Genomic DNA, 10,353 nt, shown 5'->3' with positions numbered 1-10,353 from the left:
CGGGTCGACCTCACGGTCGACCGCGGCGAGCTGGTGACGTTGCTCGGCCCCTCGGGCTGCGGCAAGACCACGCTGCTGCGCCTCGTGGCGGGGCTGGCGGCGCCGGAGGAGGGCACGATCGCCATCGCCGGTCGCGACGTGACGCGCGTTCCGCCGCATCGTCGCAATGTCGGCGTGGTGTTCCAGAGCTACGCGCTGTTCCCGCACCTGACCGTCGCCGGCAATGTCGCCTTCGGCCTCTCCGTCCGGGGCAGGCCGCGTGAGGAGATCGACCGCGCGGTAAAGCGCACGCTATCGCTGGTGCGGCTCGAGCATCTCGGCGCGCGCCGCGTCTCGGCGCTGTCCGGCGGCCAGCAGCAGCGCGTGGCGCTCGCCCGCGCGTTGGCGGTCGGGCCCGAGGTCCTGCTGTTCGACGAGGCGCTCTCGGCCCTCGACCGCAACCTCCGCGAGGAGATGCAGGTGGAGCTGCAGCGTCTCCTGCGCGAGATCGGCGCCACCGCGATCTTCGTCACCCACGACCAGGACGAGGCGCTCACCATGTCGGACCGCATCGCCGTGATGAATGGCGGGCGGATCGAGCAGCTCGCCGACCCGAAGACGCTGTACGAGCGGCCGGCGACGCTGTTCACGCTCGGCTTCGTCGGCCAGTCGACGCGGCTGCGCGGCACCGTCGCCGAGGCGGGCGACGGCATGGTCGCGGTCGATACGGCGGTCGGGCGCGTCGCGGCGGTCGGATCGTATCGGGCCGGCTCTTCGGTGGTGGTGGCGACCCGTCCCGAGCATCTGCGGGTCGTCGCCGAGTTGGCCGGCCACGAGGGCGCCGAGCACGCCCGCAACAGTGTCGACGGCCGCATCCGCGCCGTGATCTTCCAGGGCTCGCGTAGCCGCATCGAGGTCGCGGCCGGTGACCAGATCCTGCTCGCCGAGGCGCCCGGGCGCATCGCCTCGGAGCTGAATCCCGGCGACGCGGCGCGGCTGGTCTGGCCCGTGACCGAGACCTTCGCGTATCCGGACCCGGAGGCGCGCGCATGACCGCGGCCGATCTGCCCGTACCGTCCCCGGTCGTGTCGCCGGCGCCCGATCGCGAGCGCTGGCTGGCGATCGGCTTCGCGACGCCGGCGGCGCTGGTGCTCGTCGTGCTGTTCGCCCTGCCGCTGGCGCTGCTGTTCACGGCGAGCGTCGCCGGCCCGGCCGGACTGACGCTGTCGGAGTATGCGAAACTCGCGACCCCGCATTATCTCGGCGTCGTCTGGAACTCGCTGCGGCTCGCACTGCTCACCACCGGGATCGCCTTCCTGATCGGCTATCCGGCGTCCTTCGCACTCGCCCGTGCCCGCGGCGTGCTGCGCAGCGTGATGCTCGCGTCGTTGTTCCTGCCGCTCGCCGCCAGCGTCATCGTCAAGGCTTTCGCCTGGACGATCCTGCTGCGCAGCGACGGGCTGGTGAACACGGTGCTGATGGCGCTCGGCCTCGTCGACGAGCCGATCCGCATGATCTTCACCGAGACGGCCCTGGTCGTCGGCGCCGTGAACATCTTTCTGCCCTTCATGATCCTGCCGATATACGCCGTGGTCGCGCAGCTCGACCATCGCCTCGTGGAGGCGGCCGCGACGCTCGGGGCGTCGCCCGCCGTCGCCTTCGTGCGGGTCGTGATGCCGCTGACCCTGCCCGGCATCGTCGCCGGCCTCGCGCTGGTGTTCTCGCTCTCGGTCTCGGCCTATGTGGTACCGACGCTGCTGATCGGCGAGCGCTATCCGACGCTCTCCACCACCATCGCCAAGGCCTTCCTGCTGGCGCGACAGCCCGGGTTCGGCGCGGCTGCCGGTGTCGCGCTGCTGGCGATCACGCTGGCGGCGGTCGCGCTCAGTGCCCGCCTCGGCCGCAGCGGAGGTGCGCGATGACGGCGCGCCTCGCGGTCGGCTTCGCCTGGCTCGCGGCGCTCGCCGCGGTGCTGTTCCTGCTGGTGCCGCTCCTCACGGTCGCCGCGGCGAGCTTCTCGCCGACGCCGGTGTTCGACCTGCCGCTCGACGGGGCGTCGCTGCGCTGGTACGCGCGCATCGCGACGCTCGACGGATTCTGGCCGGCGCTGTCGCTGTCGCTGCAGATCGCGCTCCTGTCGACCGCGATCGCGCTGGTCATCGGCACCCTCGCCGCCATCGCCATCGTGCGCGGCCGGCTGCCGGGTGCGGAGGCGCTGGCGACCGCGCTGGTGTCGCCGCTGATGATGCCGGGGCTGGTGCTCGGCATCGCGCTCCTGCAGTATTTCCGCGCGATGGGCTTCACCGCGACCTGGAGCGCGCTGCTGCTCGCTCATCTGGTCGTGACGCTGCCCTATGTCGCCCGCACCATGATCGCCGGCCTCGCGCTGTTCGACTTCACCCTGGTCGAGGCGGCCCGGACGCTCGGCTGCACCTATGCGGGCGCGATCCTCCGGGTGATGGTCCCGGCGCTCGCGCCCTCCTTCCTCACCGCGGGGCTGTTCAGCTTCCTCGCCTCCTTCGACAACTATCCGGTGTCGATCTTCCTGACCGACGTGCGGACCAAGACGCTGCCCATCAAGATGCTGCAATACATCGAGGAGGCGCCCGACCCGACGCTGGCGGCGCTCTCCACCCTGATCCTCGCCGCCACCGTGATCCTGCTGGTCGCCAGCGACCGGCTGATCGGCCTGCACCGCATGGCGGGGACGAGCGAATGACCGCGCCTGTCAAGCTCCGTCATCCGCCGGTCCGCGACCTCGTCGGCTACGGCGGCAAGCCGCCGCATCCGCGCTGGCCGGGCGGGGCGCGTGTCGCCGTGTCGGTCGTCGTCAACTTCGAGGAGGGCGCGGAGTTCGCCGTCTCCGAGGGCGACGGCCGCAACGAAGGCGTCTACGAGGTCGAGCATCGTCTCGACGGACCCGATCCGTGCATCGAGAGTCACTTCGAGTACGGTACGCGCGCCGGCTGGTGGCGCGTGATGGATCTGCTCGATCGCCACGGCGTGACCGTCACGGTGAGCGCCTGCGGCCGCGCGGTCGAGCGCCTTCCCGAGATCGCCCGCGATGCGGTCGGCCGCGGCCACGAGGTGGCGGCGCACGGCTGGCGCTGGGAGAGCCACGCCGGCATGGACGAGCGCACCGAGCGCGACCGCATCGTCCGCACGGTGCGGGCGATCGCGGCGGCGACGGGGCAGCGGCCGGTCGGCTGGCACACGCGCTCGGCCGCCTCGCCCAATACCCGGCGGCTGCTGGTCGAGGAGGGCGGCTTCCTCTACGACAGCGACGCCTACAACGACGATCTGCCGTTCTTCGTCGCGGTCGGCGAGCGGCGGCACCTGGTGCTGCCCTACGCGTTCGACACCAACGACATGCATTTCCAGCACACCCAGCGCTTCAGCGGCGCCGACTTCGCCGACTATGTGATCGACGCCTTCGACTGGCTGGCGTGCGAAGGCGAGACGGCGCCCAAGATGATGTCGATCGGCCTTCATCCGCGGATGATCGGCCGGCCTGGCCGCATGGGCGCGCTCGACCGGATTCTGGGTCACGTCACCGGCTCCGGCACGGCTTGGATCGCGCCGCGACAGGCGATCGCGCGGCACTGGCTCGAGACGTTCGGCGAAGCGAAGCGGTCGTGAGCGCGACACCCGCGGGCGAGGCGGCACGCCGCAAGAGACTCCTGGTGATCAACCCGAACACTTCCGAGCGCATCACCGCGATTCTTCTGAGCGAGGCCCGACGGGTCGCCGGCGAGGCGGCCGATGTGGATGCCGTCACGGCGCCGTTCGGCGCCGCCTCGATCGAGTGCCGGGCCGAGCTGGTGATCGCCGCCCATGCGGTGCTGGAGGCGATCGCCGCGGCGCCGCCCTGCGACGCTGCCATCATCGCCGCATTCGGCGATCCCGGGCTCGACGCGGCCGCCGAGATCGCGCCCATGCCGGTGATCGGCCTCGCCCGCGCCGGCCTGACGGCCGCGGCGGCGGGAGGGCGCCGCTTCGCCATCGTGACGCTCGGCCGCCACATGCGCGGCGAGCTTTTGCGCGCGGCGGCGGTGGCCGGGGTCGCCGATCGGCTCACGTCGATCCGCTTCCTCGACGGAGGCGTGCTGGATCTCGCCCACGACCGCGACACGTTCCGCGACGCCATGGTGGAGGCGGCCGCCGCCTGTGTCGATCAGGAGGGCGCCGAGGCGGTGCTGTTCGGCGGTGCGCCGTTCGCCGGCGTCGGCCGCGATCTCGAGGGCCGCATGTCCGTGCCGGTGCTGGAAGGCTTGAGTTGCGCTGTTCAGCAGGCGCTGGAGCTGCCGTGTGGCGTGCCGGTGCCCGTCACTCCCGGCGGCGCCAAGAAGCCCCGCCTCGACCTCTCACCGGCCCTCGCCCGGCTGATCGACGGGCTGCTCTCGCGGCGGGCCGGAGATTGACCCGCCGCGCGCCGTCACGGAACCGTCATGGTCGCGGGCCTTTCTACCGGGTGTGAACGCCGGCCCGGAGCCCCGATGTACGCCGCGACGCTCGGCACTCGCCGCTACACGTTTCCCGACCTGAAGACCCTGCTGGCCCGGGCGACCCCGGCGCGCAGCGGCGACGTGCTGGCCGGGATCGCGGCCGGGACCGGCGAGGAGCGGGTCGCGGCCCAGATGGCGCTCGCCGACCTGCCGCTCGCGACGTTCCTCGGCGAGGCCGTCGTTCCTTACGAGGCCGACGAGGTCACCCGGCTGATCCTCGACACCCACGACCGCGCGGCGTTCGCGCCCGTCTCGCATCTGACGGTCGGCGGGTTTCGCGACTGGCTCCTGGCGGATGCCGCGACCACGCCGGTGCTGACGGCGCTCGCGCCCGGCCTGACGCCCGAGATGGTGGCCGCCGTCAGCAAGCTGTGCCGGCTGCAGGACCTGATGGTGATCGCGGCGAAATGCTCGGTCATTACCCGGTTCAGAAACACGATCGGCCTGCCAGGCTGCCTGTCGGTGCGGCTGCAGCCGAACCACCCGACCGACGACCCGCGCGGCATCGCGGCGAGCATTTTGGACGGGTTGCTGCTCGGCGCCGGCGACGCCGTGATCGGCATCAACCCGGCGACCGACTCGCCGGAGCGGACCCGCACGCTGCTCTGTATGCTGGAGGAGATCCGTGAAAGGCTCGACATCCCGACCCAGCATTGCGTGCTCGCCCATGTGACGACGACGCTCGACCTGATCCGGACCGGAACGCCGGTCGATCTGGTCTTCCAGTCGATCGCCGGCACCCAGGCGGCGAACCGGAGCTTCGGCATCGACCTCGCACGGCTCGACGAGGCGCGCGACGCGGCTCTGTCGCTGGGTCGCGGCACGGTCGGCGACAACGTCATGTATTTCGAGACCGGGCAGGGCAGCGCGCTGTCGGCGAACGCGCATCACGGCGTCGACCAGCAGACCCTGGAGGCGCGCGCCTACGCGGTGGCGCGGCGCTTCTCGCCGCTGCTGGTCAACACCGTGGTGGGCTTCATCGGCCCGGAATATCTCTACGACGGCAAGCAGATCATCCGGGCCGGCCTGGAGGACCACTGTTGCGGCAAGCTGCTCGGCGTATCGATGGGCGTCGACGTCTGCTACACCAACCATGCCGAGGCCGACCAGGACGACATGGATGCGCTGCTCGCCCTGCTGGTCGCGGCGGGCGTCAATTTCGTGATGGGCGTGCCGGGCGCCGACGACATCATGCTGGGCTATCAGAGCACGTCGTTCCACGATGCGCTCGTGATGCGCGACCTCTACGGCCGTCGGCCGGCGCCGGAGTTCGAGGCGTGGCTCGCCCGCCAGGGACTCTTGGATGCCGCAGCGCGAATCCGTCCGGGCGACTTGCCGCAGCACTTTCGTGCGCTGCTGCCGGCGTGATGTCATGGCGCCTCGCGACATCGACGATCGAGACTCCGAGGCCTGGGCCGCCCTGCGAAGCCTCACGGCGGCGCGCATCGGCCTGACCCGCGCCGGCGCGTCGCTGGCGACCGGGCCGCTGCTCGATTTCCGGCTCGCCCACGCTCGCGCCCGAGACGCCGTGCACGCGCCGTTCGAGCAGGCTCGCCTGCATGGTCGCCTCGCCGAGTGTGGGATCTCCGTCCTGAGTGTCGCCAGCGCCGCCGCGGACCGGCGCGAGTATCTGATGCGGCCCGATCTCGGGCGTCGCCTGGCCGCCGACGCCGACGGGGTCCTGGCGCCGCATGCGGGCGCGTGGGATCTCGTTCTCGTCGTCACCGACGGATTGTCGGCGCAGGCCGTCGAGCGGCACGCCGCTCCGCTGCTGGCCGGGCTGCTGCCGGGGCTGACGGCGGAGGGGTGGCGCGTCGCGCCGCTGGTCGTGGTGCGGCACGGGCGGGTGGCGGTCGGCGATGCGGTGGCGGCGGCCCTGGGGGCCTCGAGTGTCGTGGTGCTGATCGGCGAGCGGCCCGGCCTGTCGTCGCCCGACAGCATGGGGGCGTATCTCACCTGGCGGCCGCAGCCGGCCACCACCGACGCCGACCGCAACTGCCTGTCCAACATTCGGCCCGACGGCGTGCGGCCCGCCGCCGCGGCCGTCACGCTGACGCATCTGCTGCGGGCGATGCGGACCCGCCGTCTCTCGGGCGTGCGGCTCAAGGACGAGTCGGACGCCGTGCGGGACGGCCGCGCCGGCGAGGTGCCGCTCAGGTGACCCGAATCTGCGTCAGGCCCGGATCGGCCTCGTGCAGCGCGAGCAGGTTGCCGCCCATCGGGAAGACCTGATAGCCGAGCGCCCCGAGCCGGTCGCGCAGCGCCGCCTCGTCGGACTTGATGGCCTCGACGATCACTTGCGGCCGGCACCGCCGCAGCGTCTCGTCGGCGCCCTTCAGCACCTCGAGCTCCATGCCCTCGACGTCGATCTTGAGGAAGTCCAGCCGCTCGGGCGACAGCCCGTCCAGCGCGAGCAGGCGCGTCTCGACGCCGTGGCCGTCGGCGTAGTCGATCTCCTGCCCGATGAACTCGGTCGTCTCGCGCTTCCTGATCTCCAGGCTGCCGAAGCTCGACGGCACGAGGTAGTTGGGCAGCGGCACCCTGATGGTGCCGTCCTGCGCGCCCACCGCCGCCCACACCGCGCGGGCATTGAAGCAGTTGTTCATCGTGATGTTGCCGGCCAGCGCATAGAAGATCCGCTCCTGCGCCTCGAAGGCCAGCACCTCGCCCCAGCCGTGCATGGCTTTCGCCCACTCGATCGTATGGACTCCGATGTTCGCGCCGCAGTCGATCGCCACCACGCCGTCGCCGAAATACTGGCGGCGGAGCTGCAGGAGCTTGACCGCGATGTCGACCTCGTCGGGATCGTAGACGGACCGCTGCAGAAGCTGGAACCCGACACCGACGCCGCCGCCTTTCACCAGCCGATAGTCGTGGCGATTCACCAGCATGGTGCCGTGAGCGGTCGAGACCATCACGAAGGCGGTCGGGCGGGCGGCGGAGGTCATGGTGGGTCGGCCGGCGGGAGGGAGGGGGCTGTGGTGATACGGCCCGGCGTCCCGGACCGGGCGCCACAAACAAGGCAGGCGCCGCCTCATGCCGGTCCATGTCCTGCGCGACACAGGGCCGGCACCACAGGGAGAGCGCAGCATGATCGATCGACGCCGATTCGCCGCGACCGCGGGTCTCGCGACGCTGTTCGCCGGGGCCGCACCGGCGGTCTTGCGCGCCGCGCCGGGGGCGGAGGGGATGGCGGAGGCGTTCGCCCGCATCGAGCGGGAGAGCGGCGGGCTGCTCGGCGTCGCCGTGATCGACACCGGCTCGGGCGCGCGCAGCGGCCACCGGGCCGACGAGCGCTTCGCGATGTGCAGCACCTTCAAGCTTCTGGCCGCCGCCGCCGTGCTGGCGCGGGTCGACGCCGGCAAGGACGCGCTCGACCGGACAATCCGCATCGAGGAGACGGCGCTGGTCGAGTACTCGCCGCTCACCAAGCCGCATGTCGGCGGCGAGATGACGCTGGAGGCGCTGTGCGAGGCCGCCATGGTGGTCAGCGACAACACCGCCGGCAACCTGCTCCTGGAGAGCCTCGACGGCCCGGCCGGCTTCACCGCCTGGGTGCGCACGCTCGGCGACGCCGTCACCCGGCTCGACCGTATCGAGCCCCACCTCAACGAAGCCGCGCCGGGCGATCCGCGCGACACCACCACGCCCGCCGCCATGGCGGCGAACCTGCAGAAGCTGGCGCTCGGCACCATGCTGCCGCTGCCATTGCGGGACAAGCTCACCGGCTGGCTGGTCGGCAATCGCACCGGCGACACGCGGCTGCGGGCCGGCGTCCCGCGCGACTGGCGGGTCGGCGACAAGACCGGCACGGGCGAGCGCGGCTCCACCAACGATGTCGGCATCCTTTGGCCGCCGAACCGCGAGCCGATCGTCGTCGCGGTGTATCTCACCGAGACCACGGCGGCCCCGGAGGCGCGCAACGCCGTCATCGCAGCGGTCGGCAAGGCCGTGGCGGCGGCCGGGCCGGCTCAGCCGTAGAGCGCCTTGTTCTCCTCGCGCAGCAGGTTCTTCTGCAGCTTGCCCATGGTGTTGCGCGGCAGCTCGTCGACGAACAGCACGCGCTTGGGCAGCTTGAACTTGGCGAGCCGGCCCTCCAGCGCGGCGATCACGTCGCGCTCGGTCAGGGTCGCGCCTTGCGCCTTCACCACGACGGCCGTGACGCCCTCGCCGAAGTCCGGATGCGGGCAGCCGATGACGGCCGATTCGACGACGCCGGGCAAAAGGTCGATCTCGCTCTCGACCTCCTTCGGATAGACGTTGAAGCCGCCCGAGATGATCAGATCCTTGGCGCGGCCGACGATGTGGACGTAGCCGCGCGCATCGATCATGCCGACGTCGCCGGTGATGAAGAACCCGTCGGGGCGGAACTCCTCCTTGGTCTTCTCCGGCATGCGCCAGTAGCCGGCGAAGACGTTCGGGCCCTTCACCTCCAGCACGCCGACCTCGCCGGGGGGGAGCGCCTCCCCGGTGCCGGGATTCGCCACCCGCACGGTGATGTCGGGCAGCGGGAAGCCGACCGTCCCGGCGATGCGCTCGCCGTCGTAAGGGTTGGAGGTGTTCATGCCGGTCTCGGTCATCCCGTAGCGCTCCAGGATGGCGTGGCCGGTCTTGGCCCGGAACTGGTCGTGCGTCTCGGCGAGCAGCGGCGCCGAGCCGGAGGTGAACAGCCGCATGTGGGCGGTCGCCTCGCGGGTGAGGCCGTCGTGCTGGACCAGCCGCACATAGTGGGTCGGCACGCCCATCAGGGTGGTGACGCGCGGCAACAGCGCGATCACCTGGTCGGCGTCGAATTTCGGCAGCCACAGCATGGTGCCGCCGGCGAGCATCACGGTCATGGCCGCCGTGAACAGGCCGTGGGTGTGATAGATCGGCAGCGCGTGAAGAAGCACGTCGGCCTCGGTGAAGCGCCAGTAGCCGACCAGCGTGTCGGCGTTGGACCCGAGATTGCGGTGGGTCAGCATCGCGCCCTTGGACCGGCCCGTGGTGCCGGACGTGTAGAGAATGCAGGCGAGGTCGCTCTCGGCGCGCGCGATGTCCTCGAACGTGTCCGGCAATGCGGCGGCGAGATCGGGCAGCGAGCCGCGGCCGTTCGCATCGAGCGTGTCGAGCGCGGCGCCGCGCAGCTCGGCGATCGGCGCGAGAGCGTCGCGCCGCGACGGGTCGCAGACGATCAGGCGCGGCTCGGCGTCGCCGACGAAATATTCCACCTCGTAGGCCGTGTAGGCGGTGTTGAGCGGCAGATAGACGGCGCCGGCCCGGATCACGGCCAGGAACAGCATCAGGTTCTCGGGCGACTTCTCGACCTGCACGGCGACCCGGTCGCCCGGCTTCACGCCGCGCTGCACCAGCGCGTTGGCGAGCCGCCCGGTTCGCGCCAGCATGTCGCCATAGGTGATGCGCTCGCCCGCGGGGGTCTCGATCAGGGTCTTGCCCTGCGACGGGATGCGGGCGCGGACGAGAGCGAACAGGCTTCCTGACATGGCGGGCGGTTCCGATCGGGGTTGGCGATTGCGGCAAACAGCGCCGGCGTGAATTCGGCGCCACCGCCGGGCTCGGCCCGGCGATCCATCCATTCGAGAAGGGGTAGGTTTTTCATCGGATGCGGACGCCGGTCAAGCCTGCCCAGGCGAGTCTCGTGACGGCCGCCGTCGTGCCTCGTCGCCTCGGTCACGGTCTCCGGCCCAGCCAAAACCTCTCTCCGTCCCGCGGCGCCACTTCGCGCCCGGGGTGTGCCCATGACCCGTGCCCCGGCCGTTTCAAAAATGGCCGAGGGAGGCGGAGCGCCGGGAGGCGCTGCACCTGAACGTTCTGCGTCCGACGGGACGCAGCGCGCGCCGAAGCGTCGGCACGCGCGCCTCCCGGCGCT

At 71.5% G+C, this 10,353-nt stretch carries 10 protein-coding genes; 8 read left to right on the top strand and 2 right to left on the bottom strand.

Features of this window, described 5'->3' with window-relative positions; all coding sequences use genetic code 11:
- The 7 genes from CH341_RS18835 to eutC form a co-directional block, all read left to right on the top strand.
- Positions 1-1,032, top strand: a 1,032-nt coding sequence (locus CH341_RS18835) for an ABC transporter ATP-binding protein (RefSeq protein ID WP_245431136.1), incomplete at its 5' end; no start/stop codon positions are given.
- The gene (locus CH341_RS18830; protein ID WP_111420532.1) at positions 1,029-1,901 is read left to right on the top strand and encodes an ABC transporter permease; all 873 of its coding nucleotides are present in this window, start codon (positions 1,029-1,031) and stop codon (positions 1,899-1,901) included. The genes CH341_RS18835 and CH341_RS18830, both read left to right, overlap by 4 nt.
- Complete coding sequence (locus CH341_RS18825; RefSeq protein WP_111420531.1) at positions 1,898-2,698, top strand: ABC transporter permease; 801 nt, start codon at positions 1,898-1,900, stop codon at positions 2,696-2,698. The genes CH341_RS18830 and CH341_RS18825 overlap by 4 nt, the downstream gene beginning before the upstream one ends.
- The gene (locus CH341_RS18820; RefSeq protein WP_111420530.1) at positions 2,695-3,618 is read left to right on the top strand and encodes a polysaccharide deacetylase family protein; all 924 of its coding nucleotides are present in this window, start codon (positions 2,695-2,697) and stop codon (positions 3,616-3,618) included. The genes CH341_RS18825 and CH341_RS18820 overlap by 4 nt, the downstream gene beginning before the upstream one ends.
- A complete protein-coding gene (locus CH341_RS18815; protein WP_111420529.1) occupies positions 3,615-4,400 on the top strand; it encodes an aspartate/glutamate racemase family protein in 786 nt (261 codons plus the stop codon). The genes CH341_RS18820 and CH341_RS18815 overlap by 4 nt, the downstream gene beginning before the upstream one ends.
- A 75-nt stretch (positions 4,401-4,475) precedes the next feature.
- Complete coding sequence (locus CH341_RS18810; protein ID WP_111420528.1) at positions 4,476-5,852, top strand: ethanolamine ammonia-lyase subunit EutB; 1,377 nt, start codon at positions 4,476-4,478, stop codon at positions 5,850-5,852.
- Positions 5,853-5,856: 4 nt separating this feature from the next.
- Positions 5,857-6,645 (top strand): ethanolamine ammonia-lyase subunit EutC, encoded by a 789-nt coding sequence (gene eutC, locus CH341_RS18805; RefSeq protein WP_111420536.1) that lies wholly within the window; start codon positions 5,857-5,859, stop codon positions 6,643-6,645.
- On the opposite strand, the gene CH341_RS18800 is transcribed toward eutC, so the two are convergent.
- Positions 6,638-7,432 carry an FkbM family methyltransferase gene (locus CH341_RS18800; protein WP_111420527.1) on the bottom strand — a complete coding sequence of 265 codons (795 nt, stop codon included), beginning with the start codon at positions 7,430-7,432 and terminating at the stop codon, positions 6,638-6,640. The genes eutC and CH341_RS18800 overlap by 8 nt on opposite strands.
- Positions 7,433-7,574: 142 nt before the next feature.
- Here CH341_RS18800 and bla point away from each other — a divergent pair, with 142 nt between their 5' ends.
- A complete protein-coding gene (bla, locus tag CH341_RS18795; RefSeq protein ID WP_111420526.1) occupies positions 7,575-8,465 on the top strand; it encodes a class A beta-lactamase in 891 nt (296 codons plus the stop codon).
- Here the strand turns inward: bla and CH341_RS18790 are convergent.
- Complete coding sequence (locus CH341_RS18790; RefSeq protein ID WP_111420525.1) at positions 8,456-9,967, bottom strand: malonate--CoA ligase; 1,512 nt, start codon at positions 9,965-9,967, stop codon at positions 8,456-8,458. The two genes, bla and CH341_RS18790, sit on opposite strands and share 10 nt — an antisense overlap.
- Between the last annotated feature and the right edge of the window lie 386 nt (positions 9,968-10,353).

The organism is Rhodoplanes roseus (assembly GCF_003258865.1).
GTDB lineage: Bacteria > Pseudomonadota > Alphaproteobacteria > Rhizobiales > Xanthobacteraceae > Rhodoplanes > Rhodoplanes roseus.
Note: the sequence above shows the minus strand (reverse complement) of the source record. Positions and strands in the feature narration are given on the sequence as shown.

Excerpts from the sequence above, each read along its gene's own strand:
- CH341_RS18830 (WP_111420532.1), top strand. The coding sequence starts at position 1,029 with ATGACCGCGGCCGATCTGCCCGTACCGTCCCCGGTCGTGTCGCCGGCG.
- CH341_RS18825 (WP_111420531.1), top strand. The coding sequence starts at position 1,898 with ATGACGGCGCGCCTCGCGGTCGGCTTCGCCTGGCTCGCGGCGCTCGCC.
- CH341_RS18820 (WP_111420530.1), top strand. The coding sequence starts at position 2,695 with ATGACCGCGCCTGTCAAGCTCCGTCATCCGCCGGTCCGCGACCTCGTC.
- CH341_RS18810 (WP_111420528.1), top strand. The coding sequence starts at position 4,476 with ATGTACGCCGCGACGCTCGGCACTCGCCGCTACACGTTTCCCGACCTG.
- eutC (WP_111420536.1), top strand. The coding sequence starts at position 5,857 with ATGGCGCCTCGCGACATCGACGATCGAGACTCCGAGGCCTGGGCCGCC.
- CH341_RS18800 (WP_111420527.1), bottom strand. The coding sequence starts at position 7,432 with ATGACCTCCGCCGCCCGCCCGACCGCCTTCGTGATGGTCTCGACCGCT.
- bla (WP_111420526.1), top strand. The coding sequence starts at position 7,575 with ATGATCGATCGACGCCGATTCGCCGCGACCGCGGGTCTCGCGACGCTG.
- CH341_RS18790 (WP_111420525.1), bottom strand. The coding sequence starts at position 9,967 with ATGTCAGGAAGCCTGTTCGCTCTCGTCCGCGCCCGCATCCCGTCGCAG.